The following is an 18,877-nucleotide window of genomic DNA, read 5'->3' as shown; positions in this document are numbered from 1 at the left end:
CTGCGATCGTGAACTCGCCTTCTGCATCGACGCTGATCAGTCATGAATGGTTGGCCGCTCATGGCGGGTCCGAAAACGTCTTTGAGCAACTCCTCAAAGCGGTCCCGTCTGCAACTGCGCAATGCCTTTGGAATGATGCTCCTGAGCGCTTTGGGTCCGACGTTTCTGAGACGTGGCTCGCCCGGACGCCCGTTCGACACTCAAAGGCGTTGTCCTTACTCTTCCATGATTCGGCGTGGGGCTCTGTCGACCTTCGCGCTGTTGATCGGGTGATATCAAGTAGTCACGCATTCGGACACCACCTAGCGACACGGGCCGCCGAGCAAGGCATCGATGCCTACGCCTACGTTCATACTCCGGCTCGCTATCTATGGACCCCGGATCTTGATCAGCGCGGCGCTGGTCCTGCGGCCCGCATGATGGCTTCTGCGCTGAAGCGGCGCGACAAGCGGCTTACGTCCTCGGCCGTCCAATACGCGGCGAATAGCAACTTCGTCCGCTCACGAATTGAACGCGCGTGGGCGCAGCCGGCCGAAGTCATTTATCCCCCGGTTGCCGTTGAGCGCATCCAAGAAATCAACAATTGGTCCGGGTCGCTATCGAACACGGACAGGGAGACGCTGGAAGCGCTGCCCTCCGACTTCGTCCTCGGCGCGTCCCGCCTGGTCGAGTACAAACGATTGGATATGCCCATCAAGGTCGGCAGCCTGCTCGATTTACCTGTAGTCATTGCGGGTGATGGCCCCTTTCGCTCCCAGCTAGTTGATCAGGCGGAAAAGACCGACACGCCAGTGACCTTCTTGGGCCGTGTGTCTGACGAGCTTCTCTATGCGCTTTACCAACGCTCAGTCTTGTTTGTGTTCATGGCCGTCGAGGATTTTGGGATCATGCCGGTTGAGGCCATGGCCGCAGGGACACCGGTTCTGGCCAACGCAGTTGGCGGCGGCGCCGAAAGCGTACGTCTGGCGCAGGGCGGCTCTGTCGTCCCACAGTCCGCCAGCGCCGCAGAGCTTCGCGAGGCCGCGCTTCTTGCAATAGCGATCGACAAGAAGATGATGCTTGATCAGGTTCGCCAATTCGGTGAGACACAGTTTCAGTCACGGATCCGATCGTGGATCGGCGACAACCAAGAGGTTTCGCAGCAAGTGGGGCAACATGAACGTTGACACCCAAACGCCGTCCGCGAGGGTTTCCGTGCTGATGCCCGTGAAGAATGGGGCAGCAACCGTCGAAGCTGCGGCACGATCGGTGCTCGCCGACCTCGGACCAAATGACGAACTCGTCGTCGTGGACGATGGATCTGATGACGCAACATCAGACGTGCTGAAGTCGATCCCGGGACCGATTCGTCTATTGAAGAACACTGGTCGTGGAATCGTTGACGCCCTTAACACTGGCCTAGTCACCTGCCGAAGCACATACATCGCTCGATGTGACGCGGACGATTTGTGGCTTCCCGGGCATATCGACTCCTTACTACAGCACCTTGAGTCAGAACCCGAAGCGGTCGCCGTCTTTGGCGCCGCTATCCTGCGCCGCCCATCTGGCGAAATCAAAACGATCCAAGCGCCCCCGCGCTCAGGGGACCCGCTTCGTCAATCCATGTTGCGGGGGAATCCCCTAATTCATGGGGCTGTACTGGCAAAGCGATGCTCCATCGAGGATGTCGGCGGGTACCGACGCCTACCCGGAGCCGAGGATTTCGACCTCTGGATGCGCCTCTCGAGAATTGGTCGTCTAGCCACGATCGATACGGCTGTGTACGACTATCGCCTCAGCGCGGGTACGACACACGCTGGCAAGCGACGGCTTCAGGCTCGGAGCACCGTCCGTATTCTTGTTGAGCATGCACGATTGACGCGTCAGGTCTCAGCGCGCGGACTGATCCGCAATTGCGCCAGTTCCATTTGGGTCGGCAAGCGATTCTGGTACCGCGCGTGACACGCATCATGCTTGTTCACTCTCGTCCGACGCGCGGAGGCTTCTCCGCCGTCGTGTCACAAGCCGCCGAATTGACCGCTCTGGGTGGCTTCGAGGTCAGCGTTCTGGTCCAAGATGGCGACCGCGTCAAAGAACTACCGCCCACAGTCGATCATGTGGTGTTGACCCGCCCACTCGCCTCGCTTCGCGGACTGATCCAAGCACGCCGCGCCATCGCCAAGAGCCGCCCGCAGATCCTGCACCTCCACGGTCGACAGGCCGGGTTTCTACTTCGGCTCTTGGGGCCCCGGAATCAGGTCGGGACAGTTTTATACACGCCGCATGGCACTCCATGGTCTGGCGGCTCCACCCGCGGCTTCCTCATGACCGAGATCTCGGAGCGGATCCTCCTTCGACGGACTGACTCGGTCCTTTGCGTCTCGCGTGCGGAGCAGGCGGACTGGACACGTCGCGACGGGTCACCTCGCATCGTGTTTTTTCCAAACTTGGTCCTTGCCAGCGTGAGCATCCCGCCTGTAGCGGACCCTGTGCCGGCTCTCAACTCCACAGTGCTTGTCCCCGGCGGATACAACCCACAGAAACGTCTTGAGGTCGTGATTGAAGCGCTTGCATTGACGTCGGCCCCACGGAGGCCTGTTCTGTTCTGCGGTTCCGTCGACGACCCGGCCTACCGAGATCGATTGATCGAGCTGGCTCGACTCCGGGGGGTCGAGTCGAACGTGACATTTGCACAGAGCATCCCGGGAATCACCTCGATGATGCATCACGCCCATCTCGTGGTGCTCCCCAGCTACTCCGAGGGCATGCCCATCGTTGGCCAGGAAGCAATCCTGGCTGGAGCCAATGTCCTGTGGAGTTCAATTCCTCCTCACCACGAGCTGTTCGCTGACTCTGGCGGGTCCTTTTGGACTGCTGAGGAACTGGCTCAACTTCTCGAGAAGCAGTCGCAGACATTTTCCGTGACCGAACGCCAAGGATGGTTAGAGGCTTTCCAACTCGACGCTCGCGGTCGACGCGAGGCATTCTGGGTCGGCCTTCGGAGTCGTCATGGCTAGCCTCACCAACGGCCGATTCTCGAGCCGCGCCCTAGGCAAGGACGGGCGCGCCGCACTCCTCTTGGGTGCCGCAAGCCTGTTGGGACCCATCGGTGGTTTCGCTGCAAACATCGTTTACGCCCGCACTCTCGGTCCGTCTGGTCGCGGCGAGCTAGCGGCTGTAGTTGCTGCGCTGGCGGTGTGCGAGGCGGTGCTTGTCTTTGGATTCCCTGATGTACTAACGCGGCATGTCTCCAGGAAGACCATCTCTGCGAGCGCCCTCCGTCGGGTCTTGATCATCGGTGTGGCCGGATCGATGGTCCCAGCGGCCATCGTTTGGTGGTGGGCGATCGATCGCAGTTTTGAGCCACTTTCTGCTGCAACCGCCGCAGCGGTTGTTCCGATCGCGACCATTGCTGCACTTGGTCGAGGCGTCTTGGCGGGTCGTCGCGCATTTCGACGCCTCATTGGAGTCGTGCTGGCCGGCGGGGTGGTACGGCTGATCGCTCCAGGGATCCTCCTCCTCGCCAACCGCGATGATCCGAACCTTGCGCTGATCTTGATAGCGGGCTCGACTGCGGTCGCCAGCATCCCTGTACTCCTCGCGCGGCCATTCAAGGCGCCGATCACGTCGCAGCCTGAGGAGTTCCGACGCATCGGCCACGAGGCTCTGACGCTCTGGCCCGCAAACCTGGCATGGTCGCTGAACTCGCGCTTGGACCAGCTCGTCTTGGCCACGCTGATCGCTCCGGATCAACTTGGCATCTATGCCGTATGCGTCACGTTAGCCGAACTCCCTGTGGTGCTCGCCTCTGGTCTTCGCCAGATCATCATCGTCCGCGTGTCCGAACGTGGAGGCGCTGCTGGAGTCATCAAGGCCACCAACACCATTCTGATTGCCGGAATTCTGATTTCGTCGGCGAGCTTGATGGTCGGCGGTCCCCTCATGGGTTGGGTCTTTGGATCAGCATTCGACTCGGCCGCCCAAGTTCTTGCGTCTCTCATCCTTGCAAGCGCCTTCATCATCGCGGCGGGGCTCGTGAACAGCACTCTCATCGCACGCGGCCTGGGCCGCTTGACCGTCGTTAGCCAAGGCTCAGGCCTCATCATGTCCGTCGCTCTGTTGCTCGTAGTCGTTCCCCTAGGCGGCGGCATACTCGGAGCCGCGCTCGTGAATGTCGTCACCTACGCGTGCGTCTACACCGTCGCGCGAGTGATAGCCAACCGATCAACTTTATCAATCGTCACCGGAGGTTCGTGAAGTGACTTCGCCTGCAATTAGTGCTGTCATCCGCGCAAAGGATAGGGAAGGAACGATCGGTGCCGCCATTGCGTCCGTGATGGCGCAGAGCGTTTCCAGCGAGGTGCTCGTCATAGACTCAGGCTCCTCCGATCGAACGGTAGAGGTCGCGAGATCACTCGGCGCGAAGGTCATTGAGATCGACCCTGGTGAGTTCACCTACGGCCGAGCGATCAACATCGGCGTTCGCGAGGCCAGCGCCGATGTTGTTCTCGTACTTTCCGCTCACTGCTCACTACCTCACACCGACTGGGCCGAGCGAGCACTGGCCTATTTCACAGATGACGACGTCGTCGGACTGAACGGTGTGAGCTCAGTCAACGGCGGCAGTATCCCGCTGACGGTTCGCGATCCACTGGCCGCGGTCGAGTTGGCTGCGGTGGCTGGTTCAGCCGAGCAAAGTGAGGAGTGGTTTTCGTTCGCCGGCTTCTCCAATCACGCTTCCGCTGTCCGTCGCTCGACCGCCCTGTCTGAGCCCTTCGACGAGACTCTTGCGGCATGCGAGGACAAGGAGTGGGCGAACCGGGTAGCGCGCCGCGGATTGAAACTCGTCTATGTGTCGGACCTTTCAGTCTCCGGCTTGCATCGCCGCAGAGAAGGACTTCGAGCGCTCTATATCCGCGCAGTCAAAGAGGCGAGATCACTTGCCCAGTTCGCGGGTCGAGCCATATGGACACCCAAAGATGCGGCTAGTCACGCCATCAACATCGCCCGAAGTAGGCGTGGCATTCGCCGGCTAGCTCCATTTCGACCGGCGAACATTGTCGAGTCAATTGGGCGGGTTATAGGAAGCCGCGAGGCGAGGCGAGACGCCACCCCTTCGTCGCTTGGGGGCCACGCCCAAGTATTGGTCAAGGCCCTCTCATCGGAGTTTCCTCCGAACACCCACGTCGACTTGGTCAATGTTCCGCTGCACAACAATTGCGGCGACAGTGCGATCTGGCTCGGCCAACGCAAGCTTCTCCAGGCCTTGGGCGTTGGGCGGTCAAGTCTGAGATCCTTCACAAATGTTCTAGACCAATTCGACGTGCCTGGCCCAGCACCGATTGTCCTGGTGCGCGGCGGGGGCTATTTGGGTGACCTATGGCCGACCGAACTCAAGGCATTCTTCGATGCGTGCCGCCAGTATTCCGGTAGCAGGCTCGTTTTCATGCCACAGTCCATCGGAACCCTAAGTGAATCGACCGTCGATTCCTTGCAATCAAGCATCCGCCAACACGGTGATGTGCGACTTTTACTTCGGGACGCTCGGAGCTTGGACATCGCCCGGGCTCTGTTCCCATCCGCAGACTCTGATTTGGTGCCGGACTCCGCTCAAGCTCTCGCTGCTACCGACCTGAGCGAGCTCATCAAGCAACCGGATCGGACACTCAGCGACGTGCGAGTCATCGCTAGATCCGACTCCGAAGGTGACGGCTCACTAGTCGCCCGAGCACTCGAACTGAACATCCCTGTGCTTGATTTCGTGGATGCTCCGAGTTCGAGAACCAATCGTGCTTTGCGCTGGACTCACGAACTCGTCCGAGCGCGGGCGCCGCACTCTGTCGCGTTCAACGTCCTCATGAGAGCCCTGCCGAATACGCCTGTATACGACTTGCACGCAGATGCTGAGGTGCGGCGCGCCGTGCAATTGATTGCTGGAGCGCAGAGATTGATCACTGACCGACTCCACGCCGCGATCATCGCTTCGATACTTGAGATCGACGTGATCGCAGTCGACACCGGTTACGGAAAGCTCAGAGCCTACTTCGGTGCCTGGCCTTCACCCTTCGTCACGTTTGCCGACAACCTGGACGCCGCGTTGGAGACGATCCATGAGTGAGCCAACGGAAACCCCCTCTCGGGCAAACGGGACTTGGGGACCTCTACTCGTTTGCCTCGTTTTGTTCGTCGATGTTCCCGTCCCAGGCTTCGGGTCAATCCTTCGGCTTGCGCTGATCCCAACCCTCATCCTCTTACTTTGCAAGGGGCCTTCCGTTCGTACGCCCGGGGCGGCGACATTAGCACTGCTACTGCCCGCATACTGCCTCCTCCCGTGGGCCATCGAAGGGTACGGAAACGCCGTTCAGGTGCTTTCCGAACTCACGAAGCAATTCGCCGCGGTAGGTGTGGCCATAGTCGCCGCTAGATCGCTCGCGACTACGAGCGGGCGTCAACGCCTCACAGACATGTACATCTTCTTCTCGGTCGTTAGCGGCGCGGTTGCATTTTTACAGCAACAAGGCCTGGTCGGGGCATTGGGTCGAGACCTTTGGGGAAGAGCAACCGCCGCAGACGGGAGCCTTCGCGGAAGCGGACTGCTTGGAGACCCGAACTTCCTCGCGGTGCTGTTGGCTTCGTCAATCCCGCTAATCATGCAGTGGCACCGCCTCAAAGCCCGACTCCCTGCCCTCGCGATAGTCACCGCTGGCCTTCTAAGCACGAACTCGCGTGCAGGGTTCATCCTCGCGCTTGTGTCTGTGGTGATCCTCTTCTTCAACAGACAACGCCGCGGGTCGGGCCAGCAGCCCAATTCCCGCGGCCGCGGCCTGGTCGTTACTGCGTGCATTGTTTTGATGATCGGCTTCGCTGCGAACGTCGGAGGTCAACGAGATCGAGTCCTCGATGGACTTCAAGTCGCAATATCTGGAAGCGCAGCCATCTCGTATCAGTCCGATGCTGCAGCTGAGGTATCAGCATCAGACAGGCGCGAGTATGCCGAGGCGTGGATGCGCCTTGGAGTAAAGAGTCTCCCATTCGGGGCCGGATCTAACGCTCAAGATTTCATCGAGACCGAGTCGGGACGGCAGAACGCCGCTCACAACAACTTCATACAACTGTTCGGGCAAGGGGGAATCGCTGGCCTTCTGATCGGCTCCCTCACACTGGCGGCTGCAGTGGCTCTCTTCCGTCATAGGAACACGAACTTTGCGCTAACTGGCTTGACTATTGTTCTCGGCGGCTTGTTTCTCAGTTATCCGGGAACTGCCCTTCTTGCGTTCCCCATTGGCGTCGCGGACGCGCTTGCAAAGCGGCGCTCGCGCTCGAACTCCGCCCCAACGGCAACGCAATCCACCTCTTCAAGAACTGGTCGTAGTCGAAGTCTGAATTGAGCTCAGAACTGTGCGTTTGACGGATGCCTGCCTTCAGCCGACCTAGGCAGAAACGCCGCGCGTCGACAAGGCTCGCCCCGCCCCAACTGGTCATGACCCTATGCCGCCGTCGTGCATGCGAACCGTGCAGTGACCGAGTAGGACTGGTCACAGTGCCTCCGGTGACCGTAGCGGATCGTTAGACTCAGTCATCGCGGCCGGGCAAGTTGGCCGCTCTCATCTCGGACGGGAATCACCTGTGGAACTGCGCGACTATCTCACGATCCTCCGGACGCGCTGGCTTCCCGTCGCAATTGGGGGTCTCGTCTGCGTCGCTATCGCAGCGCTGCTGACCATTCGAGCCACCCCCGAATATGCGTCCTCCACCCGCCTGTTTGTCTCAACACAGGGGTCTACCGACGACGCGCAAGCAAATCAGGGCGGTCAGTTTTCACTTCAGCGAGTCAAGTCCTACGCCGACCTTCTCACCGGGCGGGAGATCGCCCGTAGGGTTGTCGATGAACTGGGTCTGGACGAAACGCCGACCTCCCTTTCACGTCAGATCTCGGCGTCCGCGAAGGTCGACACGGTGATCCTGACTGTGACAGTCACTGACCAAGATCCGAAGCGTGCCCGCATGCTCTCCAACGCGGTTGCGAGCGTTTTCGTGTCCTATGTGGCCGAACTCGAGACCCCCCCCGGCAAGGACGCGGCCACTATCAAGGCAACTGTGGTCGACCCGGCGTCCACGCCAGCAGGCCCGATCTCACCTAGTCCGAAGCGAAACATTGCGCTCGGACTGATCGTCGGACTGCTGCTCGGAGCCGCCGTAGCAGTGCTGCGTGAAACTCTCGACACCACGATCAAGTCGACGAAGCAGCTCGAGCCATTGGTTGACGCGCCTGTCATCGGAACCATCAGCTACGACACTGACGCCGTCGACACCCCGCTCATCTCGTCGCTCGACACGTACGCGCCGCGTGCCGAGGCGTTTCGCGTGCTGCGTACCAACCTGCAGTTCATCGACCCCGACATCGAGCGCAAGGTCTTCGTCGTCACCAGCTCGCTGCCGGGCGAGGGCAAGACCACCACGTCGGTCAACCTCGCGCTGGCATTGGCCGAAGGCGGCGAGCGCGTCGCGCTCGTGGAAGGCGACCTGCGCCGCCCGAAGATCAGCGAATATCTGCGCCTCGAGTCTGCCGTCGGCCTGACGACCGTGCTGATCGGCCGGCTGCCGCTCGACGACGCACTGCAGCCGACCTCGCACGACGGACTTGACGTGCTGACCAGCGGCGCCACGCCGCCCAACCCGGCCGAGCTGCTGAAGTCGGATGCGATGCGCACGCTGATCGCATCGCTGCGGGCGAAGTTCGACATCGTGCTGATCGATGCGCCGCCGCTGCTGCCCGTCACTGACGGTGCCCTGCTGGCCTCTCAGGCCGACGGCGCACTGCTCGTCGTGCGCCACGGCAAGACCACCGCCGACCAGGTCTCGGTCGCCGTCGAGCGCCTGGAATCGGTCGGCGCCAAGCCCGTCGGCGTCATCCTCAACATGACGCCGGCCAAGGGTGGCGGGGGCTATGGCTATGGCTATGGCTATGGCTATGGCTATGCGCCCGAGACGTCTCCAGCCAAAAGCTGAGGCCCACGTCACATCACGTGACCTGCGCCACACACAGCTTTGGTGACATGGTTTCACCCCTGCAATTGCAGGCAATTTTCAACACCCGTCAGTAACTCTTACGGACACGTGTTTCGTCGCCGTGAACTCTTCGTCGGATCGTCCAAAGGTGACCCCGACCTGACCTAGGGTTGGTGTAGAGCAAAAACTTTTGGCAAGCACTCTCCGTGAATGGCTAACCGGCCAGGACAAGGAAATCCATGAAGAAAACAGTCATCGCACTGTTTGCATCGCTCGCCTTGGTTCTCGGCATGGGAGCCCTCGTGAGCAGCGCGAACGCTGCATACCCCAACACCGTCCCGACGTCCGTGTCGGCGGCCAGTAAGTCGGTCAACGAGAAGTCGACCTTCAAGCTGACCGTCAAGGTCAAGGCGGGCACCGGCAAGCCCGGCGGCTCCGTCACCGTGGTCTTCAACGGCAAGAAGCAGACCAAGAGCCTGAGTGGCAGCGCGGCCACCTTCTCGCTGAAGGCGCCCAGCGTCTCGAAGACCACGACGAAGACCGCGAGCTTCTCGTACAAGCCGTACGCCGGCTCGGTCTTCAAGAAGAGCAGCGGCTCGGCCAGCATCAAGGTCAAGAACAAGAAGTAACCGACTCAGTCGTTCAACACAAAAGTGGGGCTGCCGATGGCGGCCCCACTTTTGTGTTCCACTGGGCCCGACACGAACAGGAGTGTGCACAGGTGGCACGCACACGCAGCTCTGCACCGACGACCGGCCGCTCGCGGCGACGCCTCTGGATCGCGCTCGGCCTCGTCGCCGTGGTGGCGGTGGTTATCGCCGGCGTCGGCGCCTACGCCTACAGCAAGCTCTCGTCGGCACGCGATGACCTCAACCTCGCCAGCACCGACGCCAACGCCCTGCAGGACGCCCTCACCGCCGGCGACCAGGCCGCAGCGCGCACCTCGCTGAAGCTGCTGCAGGACCATGTCACCTCGGCCGAGTCGAGCCTCGGCAGCTCCGTCTTGTCGCTCGCCGCGAAGACCCCCTTCGTCGGCAAGAACGTCACCGCCGCCCGCACCATCAGCTCGGCCGTCAGCACCGTCGCCACCGACGGACTGCCGCCGCTGGTCGACGTGGCCGACAAGTTCAACGCCAAGACGTTCAACCCCCAGGGCGGGACGATCGACGTGGAGGCCATCGCGTCGCTGACGTCGAGCCTCACCGAGTCGTCGGCCGCCATCAGCAAGGCCAACGCGAAGATCCAGTCGGTCGACGCCTCGTCGCTGATCAGCCAGCTGGGGCGCGAGGTCGTCGACGTGCAGGACAAGATCGCCGACGCCGATGACATCGCCCAGCGCGCGACCGCTGCGAGCCGCGTGGTGCCCAAGATGCTCTCGGGCCAGCACACCTATCTGCTGATGTTCCAGAACAACGCAGAGATCCGTGCCACCGGCGGGCTGCCCGGCGCCTATGCGGGGCTGCAGGTCGACAACGGGTCGATCAAGCTGGTCGGCCAGGGCACCGGCGGATCGCTGGGCGACCTGCCCAAGAACGCGACGCCCCTGACCAAGGAGGAGGACGAGCTCTTCACGACCAAGCTCGTCCGCGACTTCCGCGACGTCAACTTCACCCCCGACTTCCCGCGTGCAGCCCAGATCGCCTCGGCGATCATCGAGAACGAGAACGGCGTCAAGGTCGACGGCGTGCTGTCGATCGACCCGGTCACGCTGTCGTACGTGCTCAAGGCCATCGGGCCCGTCGACCTCGAGGACGGCACGCGCCTGACGGCGGACAACGCGATCGAGGTGCTGCTCAACAGCGTCTACGTGACCTATCCCGACGGCAACGAGCAGGACGCGTTCTTCGCCAGCGCGACGCAGAAGATCTTCGACAAGGTCGTCTCAGGAGCCGGCGACCCGACCGCCCTGCTGAAGGCCCTGAGCCGTGCGACCAACGAGCGTCGCGTCTCGCTGTGGGCCAGCAGCAAGTCCATCACCCAGGAGCTCGACGGCACCCCGCTGGCCAATGCCCTGCCGTTCGGCCCGGCGAAGAGTCCGGCCGTCGGCTTCTATCTCAACGACGCCACGGGCGCGAAGATGCAGTACTACCTGAACTACTCGCTCACCGGCCAGGCGACCAAGTGCACCGCCGCGGGCGTGCAGTCGTACACCTCGGAGATGACGCTGAAGTCGACCGCGCCGGCCGACTCCGCATCGCTGCCGGCGTCGATCCAGGGCCCGGGCTTCGGCGCCGAGCCGGGATCGATGCTGATGAACCTCTATCTCTACGGCCCCGACTCCGGTGAGATCAGCACCATCAAGGCCGACAACAAAGAGGTCATGTTCACTCGCTACACCCACGAGGGTCGACCGGTCATCATCCTGACCCTGCAGCTCGACCCGGGGCAGACCACGACGGTGCAGGCCACGATCAAGAGCGGCAAGGGTCAGAAGGGCGACACCGCGGTCAACCTGACGCCGTCGATCGTGCCGGGCGCCTCGACGCAGACCTGGAAGAGCGCCTGCTGAGGCTGGCTCGGGCTTGGGCCGGGCCAGCTGCTCAGGGCTGCTTCCAGGTCTTGCCGTCGTCGGTGCTGACGTAGGGATCGCCCGACACGACGGCGGTCAGGCCGTTGACCGTGGCGGCGATGGCCTGGGCCGGGTCACCGGAGATGCAGCCGCCGGGCTGCCAGGTGACGCCGCCGTCGGTGGTGGAGAACTGGTTGGCGCCGCAGCCGTTGTAGCGGGCCAGGGCATACCCCTTGCTGGGAGTGAGGAACGTGCCGACGCGGACGTTGTCGAGGCGGCCGAGCGAGACCCACTTCTCGCCGCTGTTGCCCGTGCCGCGGAACGTGCCGTTGGCGCACGAGACACGAGCCGACTCGGCGGTGACCTGGCTGACGGACGTCACGATGCACTTGGCGCCGACGGCCGTCTTGCCGGCGGGCGAGACGACCTCGCGGGTGCGCTCGGGGTCGGGATACCAGAGGGTGATCTCGTCGTCGTCCGTCCACGTCTTGCCGCCGTCGGTCGACGAGACCTGCTGGGGATCGCAGTCGGCGTCGGTGCCGACGACGCTGATGGCGCCAGCGCCGGTCGTCTTGACGGCCAGTGTCGTCGTGAGGCCTGTCGTGGACGGGGAGAAGTCGGCGCCCGCGTTGGTCGAGACCGACACCTCGGCGTCGTCGCCGGCGGCGCAGCGGCCGCGGGTGCCGAACACGATCGTGCCGTCGTTGGCCGACGACAGGGCGACGGCCTTGGACGCCTGGAAGTTGTAGTCGAGCTGGGCCGGAGCCGTCGCGGTGGCGGTGGGCGACCCGGTGGGCGCCGACGGCGCAACGGTGGCCGACGCCTCGGGCAGGTCGGACGACGGAGGGGTGCCGTTGACGTGGCGCACGGCGCCCACGATCAGCGCGAGGTCGACGATGACGAAGACCGCCAGGAGGACGCGCTGCAGAGACTTGGGCACGCGTCGATCCTACGGGCGGGCGGGTCCGCGACAGCCCGCCTCTCCGTGTGATGTGTCACCCTCTCTCCCGAGGATCACGTGGCTGAAACAGCCTCGCCGTACGATCGAGGGATGCGCCTTCGCCTCCCGATCATCGGTGCGGCGGCGCTCTATCTGGTCGGGCTGCTGCTGGTCGGCCTCTGGCCCACCCACGTCGACCGCAACCTCGACATGGTCAACCGTCCGCCGACGACCTGGCTGATCGACATCTTCGACCTCGACCCGGCGCAGGGCTATCGCATCGGCGAGTTCAGCGCCAACATCCTGCTCTTCATCCCTCTCGGCGCCCTCGCGCTCGCGCTGCTCCCCCGCCTCGGGTGGCTGCGCGTCACCGCCCTGGCCGGGCTGTTCTCGGTCGTGATCGAGGTGACGCAGACCATCGCGCGTCCCGAGCGCACCGGCAGCGTCGCCGACATCGTCGCCAACACGGCCGGCGCCGCGATCGGCGCGATCGTCGTGGTCCTGGTGCTAGGTCGGGTCGGGCAGCACCGTCGCTGACGGAGCCACCCGCATCGCCGGCTTCTCGACGAACCGGTAGGACACCGCCGACACCACCAACGTCACCGCGAGGACGACGACCGCCGACTGCAGCGCCCCGGCATAGGTGTCGGCGCCGATGAGGTCCCACCGGGTCATGAGCACGAGCACCGGGTAGTGCCAGAGATAGGCGCTGAGCGAGATGACGCCGACCAGCCTGAACGGCTCCCAGTCGGTGAGGCGGCCCAGACGGGCCTCCTTGCCGCGGGCCGTCGGCTCGACGATCAGCAGGATCGCGGCGCCGCAGGCGATGCCGAAGAACGTCGTGTCGAGGCGGATCGTCAGCTCGACGCACACCACGGTCGCCGCCAGGCCGAGGACGACCAGGCTCCAGCACCAGGCCTGCAGGCGCCGGCCCGTCCACGTCGGCAGGCCGCCCTGGGTCATCGTGACGAAGATGATGACGACCGCCATGCCGTAGCCGAAGAGGTCGGCCTGGCCCAGCAGGCTGCGGGTGAAGACCGCCGCCCACGAGTCGCCGAAATAGGCCGTGGGGTCTGACACCTCGGGATGACGTGCCTGCCACAGCTCGAGCAGTACCTTGGTGACGATGCCGACCGCGACGAAGATCGCGGGCATCACCATCAGCGGCACCGGTCGCCAGCCGCGTCGCCGCACGAGCGCGGCTGTCGCGGCGGCCACGAGCGGCAGCAGGAGGTAGAAGCAGAGCTCGGTCGTCAGCGACCACGACGGGTTGATGCCGGTCTGCAGCTGCGACGGGATGAGGTTGTTGACCAACGTGATCTGCCCGAGCAGCGCCCACGGGTCGGTGATGCGCCCGGTGCCGGCGTCGCTGCGTCCCGTCAGCACGTCGGTGGCGTTGACGACGAACACTGCTGCCAGCACGAAGTTGGCGATCAGGAACGTCACGAGATAGGCCGGGAACACCCGGCGCACGCGCTGCGAGGCATAGCGGCGCAGGCTCGGCGCCGGCCGGCCGAGCAGCATCGCCCGGCAGAACGGCAGATAGATGAGGAAGCCCGACAGGACGAAGAAGAACGCGACGAGCTGGCCGGCGAGATAGATGTGGGTCGCGCCCGTGACCGTCGGGGCCGTCAGGCCGAACGTGTGGACCACGATGACGCACAGCGACGCGAAGCCGCGCGGGCCCTCGAGGCCCACGATCCGCGGCGTGCGGACGGTCTCGGTCATGGGGAGTCCTCGTCTCGTCGTCCGCGGGGCAGAGCGGTCGGGTGGCTCATGAAGGCGAGCAGCAGCATGAACACCGCGATCGCCGGCAGCAGCGTCACGACCGGGAAGTCGAGCTGCAGGGCGACCAGCGTCAGGCCGATGAACCCGGCACCGACGACGGCCGTCTCGAACGAGTCGCTGCGCACCATCCGCCACGCCATCACGAGCCCGACCAGCAGCAGCACGACGAACACCAGGCCCACGACGAGCCCACCGCGATACATCGCCACGAACGGGGCGTTGGCGACGTAGTTGGTCGTGCTCGCGACCGTCGCGTCGGTGAACTCCGCGGAGCCGAACCCCTTGCCGAGGATCCAGCTGCCGCGCATCGTGTCGGCCCAGTCGGCGAGGGCGTCTCGCCGGGCGTTGGTGCCGATGTCGCTGGGGTCGAACGAGTTGCTCAGGCGGCTGCGCACCGCACCGAGGCTCAACGCGGCCAGGGCCCCCACGACCCCGACCAGCGCGAGCCTGAGGCGTACGCGCCCGGCGAGACCCCCGAAGACCACGAGCACGAGACCCGCGACCACCATCGACCCGAGCACCGAGCGGCTCAGGGTCAGCGCCGTGGCCAGCAGGAGCAGGCCCGAGACGGCGACCCGGCGCCATCCGCGGAGCAGGGCGAGGGCGAGGATCGCGCCTACGCCCAGCACGAGGCCGGCGATGTTGGGGTCGATGTAGGTCGCGATGAGGCGCGGCGTCAGGCTGCCGTCGGGGCCGACGACCAGCCGGTCGTTGAACCCCTCGGGGTCGTAGCCGAGGGCGCCGAGCGAGGAGAACACCGTGCTGTTGCCGCTGGCCAGCAGGCCGATGCCGAGGACAGCGGCGGCCGAGCAGCCGGCGACGAACCACTTGCCGACGATGACGATCTCGCGGCGGCTCAGGGTGCGCAACGGATAGATGATCGACGACACCGTGGCCCAGCGGACGAAGTCGGACGTCGAGGCGCCCGACGGCACGTGGCCGATCCACGAGAACGCCGAGGCGACGATCAGCACCAGCACGAGGCCGTCGGCCCAGGTCGGTGCGATCCAGCGACGCGGCGACGTGAGCAGCCCGACCCAGACGGCGCCGCAGAGCAGGAACAGCACCGACACCGAGATGCCCGGCGTCTGCGTGCTCGGCGCGGCCCCCAGCACGAACGCCATCAGCGCAAACACGGCGACGTTGTGCACGAACGTCAGATAGATCGCCGCGACGCCGACGACCGCCAGGAGCGCGAGCAGCTTGAACGGCAGCGGGCCGAGGAGGATCGTCGCGACCAGCACGCTGACGACGGCCACCACGGCCGCGCCCTGCCACCACGGCGACGTGGCCGGGCGGGTCGTGACGTCGTCGCGGGTGCTCACGGCGCCACCCAGGCGTCGAACGTCTGCTGGGGGCGGCCGGTCGACCAGTGATCGGCGTTGGCGGCGTGCAGCCGGCTGCCCTCGGCGGCCGCTGCAGCGGGGTCGAGCAGCAGCGCCCGGCACGCGGCGACGAAGTCGGCCGGGTCGTCGTGGGGCGTGAGGCCGAGGATCGGGCCGAGCGACCCGATCGCCACGGACGTGCCGACCACCGGCAGGCCCCGCGACGCCGCCTCGAGGATCTTGACCCGCACACCGCCGCCCGTCGACACCGGCGCCACCATCGCCCGGCACGACGCGATCGTGCCCTCGAGGTCGTCGACGAAGCCGAGGTCGCTCGCCCCATCGGGCAGCTGCGGCACCTGCTCGGCGGGCTTGCCGACGATGACCAGCTCCGCACCGTCGATGCCCCGCGCGATGTCGGGCCACAGCTCGAGCACCGAGCGATAGGCCTCCTGGTTGGGGCCCCACGTGCGATCGCCCAGCATGAGCAGCCGTGGACCCGTGACGGCGATGTCGATGGCGGCGAGCGGCGGCCGGGTGAGCTCGAGCCACACCGAGCGGCGCGCACCCTCGGCGAGGGCCTGCTCGGCCTCCTCCTGCTCATAGGCCGCCATGGCGTCGGCGGCCCGGGCAATGCGGCGCTCGTCGGCGGTGATGCGCCGCACCTGCTGGCGTCCGACGAGCCCCCGGGTGTTGGCCCAGACGACCGCCTCGGAGACGACCGCGCACACCAGCAGCGGGGCGGGTCCATCCGCGCGGGTCGACCGCAGGAACGACTCGGCCATGTAGCGGTGCACCGCGACATAGACGTCGGCCTCGGTCGCGTCGATGGCGGCGACGAGCTCGTCGGTGTCGAACCGGGCGAACACCAGGCTCCGGCGGCGGCGCAGGCTGCGCCAGGCGATCGCGAGCGCGTTGACCTCGGGCTTCGCGACCCGCACCAGCCCCGGCTCGGGCGGCAGGTCGGGCTGCTCCGACAGGCAGATGACGGTGACGTCGTGGTCGCGGGCGGCGAGGTCGAGCAGGATGCGGTTCATCTCCATGTCGCCGCTGCTCGTCGTGGTCGGGTCCTTCGACAGCAGGAAGACCATGCGCCGCCTCATGCGCGCGCCGCCCCGGGCGAGCGGTAGAGCGCGCGATAGGCCCACGCGACCATCACGAGGTCACCGAGCACGAACGCGATCGCGGCACCGACGGCACCCTGGCTCGTCAGGGCGACGAGCACCACGGCCTTGACGAGCACCGCCGTCACCGTGATGCGCATGCGCAGGTGGTCGGCGGCCTGCACCGCCAGCACCGTCGTGAACACCGAGCTGATCACCCGGGTGAACGCCACGAGCGACAGGATCATGAAGGTCAGCCACAGACCGCGCGGCGCGTCGGCGACCAGCACCACGACACCGGTCAGCAGCGTCGCGAGGCCGGAGGCCGCCGCGAGCCCGAGCGTGTGCCGCAGACGCGGACCGCTGGAGACGTGCCCCTGGGTGCTGCGCAGCTCTTCGTGGAACGTGATGCTGAAGTTCTGCGCCACCAGCGCCACGGTCCAGACCACCAGCGACCCGAGCGAGAAGTAGCCAGCCTGCGCCGAGCTGGCGAGGATGCCGAGCAGGACGATGTCGCCCTGCGTGTAGGCCGCCGCGCCGAGCGCCTCGACGATCATCGAGCCGGTGCGGCGCTCGCGGTGCGGGAGCCGCGGCCGCACCCCGCGGGACGAGCCGGCTGCGAGCAGGGCGAACGGGACGAGCGCCAGGAGATAGGCCAGCGACGCGCGCTCGAGCGTCGCCCCCGCGGTGAACAGCACGATCGAGCCGGCGGCCAGGGCGACGAGCTGGCGCGCGGCCTCCACGGCGTACGACCACGAGGGGTCGCCGGCCCGGATCGAGGTGCTGCGATAGGCGTTGAAGGCGATGTCGGCGCCCGCCTTGGCCAGGATGAGGCCCGGCACGAACCACCAGTGGAACATCGCGAGGCCCACGACCATGACCGCGAGGCCCAGCCACCACCGGCTGGCCCGGTCGACGGCGAAGCTCGCATCGTCGATCCGCGCGACCCGCACGACGTAGTAGGCCTCGAGCGGCGTCATGACCAGGGCCGCCGCGGCGATCGCGATCGCGAACAGGCCGAAGTCGCCGATGCCGAGGTGACCGATGACGACCAGTCGCCACACGAAGCCGAAGCCGCGACCCGACACCATCCAGGCGGCCGAGCCGACCGTGCCCGCGACGTGGCGCGAGCGGAAGGCGATCACGGGGCGCCCCACACCGCGAGGTAGGGCGCGACGGCCGCCTCGTCGGTGAGCGACGCGCGGTAGGCGCAGATGCGGTCGTGCTCGGTGCGCATCGCGGCGTCGGAGCGGACGAGCTGCTCGGCCGCAGCGGCCAGCTCGGCGACGCCGCCGTGGACGACGGTGCACGCACCCTCGGCGGCGAGCTCGTCCATCGTCGGCCACGGCAACGCGATCGACGGCGTGTCGTAGGCGATGCCCTGCAGGTGCGTCGCCGACGCCGGCAGGGCGATGCGACCGCCGACGGCGCGACGCCCGTACGGCAGCAGCAGCGTGCGGATCGAGGCGAAGAACGCGTCCTCGTCGGGGCCGTCGACCGGCCCGACGATCTCGACGCCGTCGAGGGGCTCGAGGTCCTCGGTGCCACGGCCCGCGACCCGGATCAGCACGTCGGGCCCGAGGGCCTCGCGCAGCGCCGGGATGAGCTCGAAGCCCTTGCCGCGATAGACGTGGCCGAACAGCCCCACCGCCAGCGGCCGCTCCCAGATCGGCGGGACGGCCGTGCGCCGCGGCACGACCAGCCTGCTCTCGCCGACCGTGGCGCCCATCCGCATGGCCCGCATCTCGTCGGCGCCCGTCGTGGTCAGCGCGAACAGGTGGGCCCGGCGGACGACGCGGCGCTCGAGCCACTCCCAGAACGGTCGGAGACCACGGTGGATCGCCGGCGAGACGAACCGGTAGCGGCCGACCAGGCGGGTCAGGGCCGGCATCCAGATCGGGCGCGGTGCGTCGTGGACGGTCGCCGTCATCGTGACGCCGCGCAGGCCCGCCAGCGCCCAGAACGGTGTGGCCGATCCGCCGCTCAGCTCGGTGTGCAGGACGGTCGTGCCGTCGCCCCGGCCCAGCACCTCGCGCAGGTGCCGCCGGAAGCGGATCATGTCGATCGCCCGGTCGTGGCGGGGTGCCTCGTAGTGGACGACCTCGACGCTGTTGACGTAGGGCGCCACCGCCTGCTCGAAGTCGGCGGCGTAGTCACCGACGCCTGACGCGCCCGGTCGGGGGGTCAGGTGCACGAGGCGGATCGCGGCAGGAGTCGGCATGAC

The 18,877-nt window shown here is 65.8% G+C and carries 16 protein-coding genes; 10 read left to right on the top strand and 6 right to left on the bottom strand.

Annotation, left to right across the window (positions count from 1 at the left end; translation table 11 throughout):
- Positions 1-8 precede the first annotated feature (8 nt).
- The 9 genes from HQK15_RS19005 (at position 9) to HQK15_RS19000 (ending at position 11,497) form a co-directional block, all read left to right on the top strand.
- Positions 9-1,166: a glycosyltransferase gene (locus HQK15_RS19005; RefSeq protein ID WP_217361341.1), complete on the top strand. Its 1,158-nt coding sequence runs from the start codon at positions 9-11 to the stop codon at positions 1,164-1,166.
- On the top strand, positions 1,156-1,941 hold the full coding sequence (locus HQK15_RS04720; RefSeq protein ID WP_173490239.1) for a glycosyltransferase family 2 protein: 786 nt from the start codon (positions 1,156-1,158) through the stop codon (positions 1,939-1,941). The genes HQK15_RS19005 and HQK15_RS04720 overlap by 11 nt, the downstream gene beginning before the upstream one ends.
- A complete protein-coding gene (locus HQK15_RS04715) occupies positions 1,938-2,996 on the top strand; it encodes a glycosyltransferase family 4 protein (RefSeq protein WP_173490238.1) in 1,059 nt (352 codons plus the stop codon). Before HQK15_RS04720 ends, HQK15_RS04715 begins: the two co-directional genes overlap by 4 nt.
- Complete coding sequence (locus tag HQK15_RS04710; protein WP_173490237.1) at positions 2,989-4,236, top strand: oligosaccharide flippase family protein; 1,248 nt, start codon at positions 2,989-2,991, stop codon at positions 4,234-4,236. The genes HQK15_RS04715 and HQK15_RS04710 overlap by 8 nt, the downstream gene beginning before the upstream one ends.
- A gap of 1 nt (position 4,237) precedes the next feature.
- Positions 4,238-6,097 carry a polysaccharide pyruvyl transferase family protein gene (locus HQK15_RS04705; protein ID WP_173490236.1) on the top strand — a complete coding sequence of 620 codons (1,860 nt, stop codon included), beginning with the start codon at positions 4,238-4,240 and terminating at the stop codon, positions 6,095-6,097.
- A gap of 346 nt (positions 6,098-6,443) precedes the next feature.
- Entirely contained in the window at positions 6,444-7,367 is a 924-nt protein-coding gene (locus HQK15_RS04700; RefSeq protein ID WP_173490235.1) for an O-antigen ligase family protein, read from the top strand.
- A 238-nt stretch (positions 7,368-7,605) separates the two neighbouring features.
- Entirely contained in the window at positions 7,606-8,988 is a 1,383-nt protein-coding gene (locus HQK15_RS04695; protein ID WP_173490234.1) for a tyrosine-protein kinase domain-containing protein, read from the top strand.
- Positions 8,989-9,227: 239 nt separating this feature from the next.
- Positions 9,228-9,617, top strand: a complete 390-nt coding sequence (locus HQK15_RS04690; protein WP_173490233.1) for a hypothetical protein — start codon at positions 9,228-9,230, stop codon at positions 9,615-9,617.
- Positions 9,618-9,709: 92 nt separating this feature from the next.
- Complete coding sequence (locus HQK15_RS19000) at positions 9,710-11,497, top strand: DUF4012 domain-containing protein (protein WP_173490232.1); 1,788 nt, start codon at positions 9,710-9,712, stop codon at positions 11,495-11,497.
- Between the two features lie 31 nt (positions 11,498-11,528).
- Here HQK15_RS19000 and HQK15_RS18995 read toward each other — a convergent pair whose 3' ends face one another.
- On the bottom strand, positions 11,529-12,437 hold the full coding sequence (locus HQK15_RS18995) for a beta propeller repeat protein (RefSeq protein WP_173490231.1): 909 nt from the start codon (positions 12,435-12,437) through the stop codon (positions 11,529-11,531).
- Between the two features lie 111 nt (positions 12,438-12,548).
- Here HQK15_RS18995 and HQK15_RS04675 point away from each other — a divergent pair, with 111 nt between their 5' ends.
- Positions 12,549-12,974 (top strand): VanZ family protein, encoded by a 426-nt coding sequence (locus HQK15_RS04675; RefSeq protein WP_173490230.1) that lies wholly within the window; start codon positions 12,549-12,551, stop codon positions 12,972-12,974.
- Here HQK15_RS04675 and HQK15_RS04670 read toward each other — a convergent pair.
- The 5 genes from HQK15_RS04670 to HQK15_RS04650 are packed head-to-tail and all read right to left on the bottom strand — an operon-like array spanning position 12,945 to position 18,874.
- Positions 12,945-14,165, bottom strand: a complete 1,221-nt coding sequence (locus HQK15_RS04670) for an acyltransferase family protein (RefSeq protein WP_173490229.1) — start codon at positions 14,163-14,165, stop codon at positions 12,945-12,947. The two genes, HQK15_RS04675 and HQK15_RS04670, sit on opposite strands and share 30 nt — an antisense overlap.
- Complete coding sequence (locus tag HQK15_RS04665; protein WP_173490228.1) at positions 14,162-15,550, bottom strand: hypothetical protein; 1,389 nt, start codon at positions 15,548-15,550, stop codon at positions 14,162-14,164. The genes HQK15_RS04670 and HQK15_RS04665 overlap by 4 nt, the downstream gene beginning before the upstream one ends.
- Positions 15,547-16,653, bottom strand: coding sequence for a glycosyltransferase (locus HQK15_RS04660; protein WP_173490227.1), 1,107 nt, complete (start codon positions 16,651-16,653; stop codon positions 15,547-15,549). The genes HQK15_RS04665 and HQK15_RS04660 overlap by 4 nt, the downstream gene beginning before the upstream one ends.
- The gene (locus tag HQK15_RS04655; RefSeq protein WP_173490226.1) at positions 16,650-17,798 is read right to left on the bottom strand and encodes a polysaccharide biosynthesis protein; all 1,149 of its coding nucleotides are present in this window, start codon (positions 17,796-17,798) and stop codon (positions 16,650-16,652) included. Before HQK15_RS04655 ends, HQK15_RS04660 begins: the two co-directional genes overlap by 4 nt.
- Positions 17,795-18,874 carry a glycosyltransferase family protein gene (locus HQK15_RS04650; RefSeq protein ID WP_173490225.1) on the bottom strand — a complete coding sequence of 360 codons (1,080 nt, stop codon included), beginning with the start codon at positions 18,872-18,874 and terminating at the stop codon, positions 17,795-17,797. The genes HQK15_RS04655 and HQK15_RS04650 overlap by 4 nt, the downstream gene beginning before the upstream one ends.
- Positions 18,875-18,877 lie beyond the last annotated feature (3 nt).

Origin of the sequence: Aeromicrobium stalagmiti (assembly GCF_013283745.1) — a bacterium.
GTDB lineage: Bacteria > Actinomycetota > Actinomycetes > Propionibacteriales > Nocardioidaceae > Aeromicrobium > Aeromicrobium stalagmiti.
The sequence above is the reverse complement of the archived record's forward strand: the minus strand, read 5'-3'. Positions and strand labels throughout refer to the sequence as shown.

Bases quoted from the DNA above. Each gene is read 5' to 3' on its own strand.
- HQK15_RS04650 (WP_173490225.1), bottom strand. From the start codon at position 18,874: ATGCCGACTCCTGCCGCGATCCGCCTCGTGCACCTGACCCCCCGACCG.
- HQK15_RS04675 (WP_173490230.1), top strand. From the start codon at position 12,549: ATGCGCCTTCGCCTCCCGATCATCGGTGCGGCGGCGCTCTATCTGGTC.
- HQK15_RS04690 (WP_173490233.1), top strand. From the start codon at position 9,228: ATGAAGAAAACAGTCATCGCACTGTTTGCATCGCTCGCCTTGGTTCTC.
- HQK15_RS04710 (WP_173490237.1), top strand. From the start codon at position 2,989: ATGGCTAGCCTCACCAACGGCCGATTCTCGAGCCGCGCCCTAGGCAAG.
- HQK15_RS04660 (WP_173490227.1), bottom strand. From the start codon at position 16,653: ATGAGGCGGCGCATGGTCTTCCTGCTGTCGAAGGACCCGACCACGACG.
- HQK15_RS04720 (WP_173490239.1), top strand. From the start codon at position 1,156: ATGAACGTTGACACCCAAACGCCGTCCGCGAGGGTTTCCGTGCTGATG.
- HQK15_RS04700 (WP_173490235.1), top strand. From the start codon at position 6,444: ATGTACATCTTCTTCTCGGTCGTTAGCGGCGCGGTTGCATTTTTACAG.
- HQK15_RS04670 (WP_173490229.1), bottom strand. From the start codon at position 14,165: ATGACCGAGACCGTCCGCACGCCGCGGATCGTGGGCCTCGAGGGCCCG.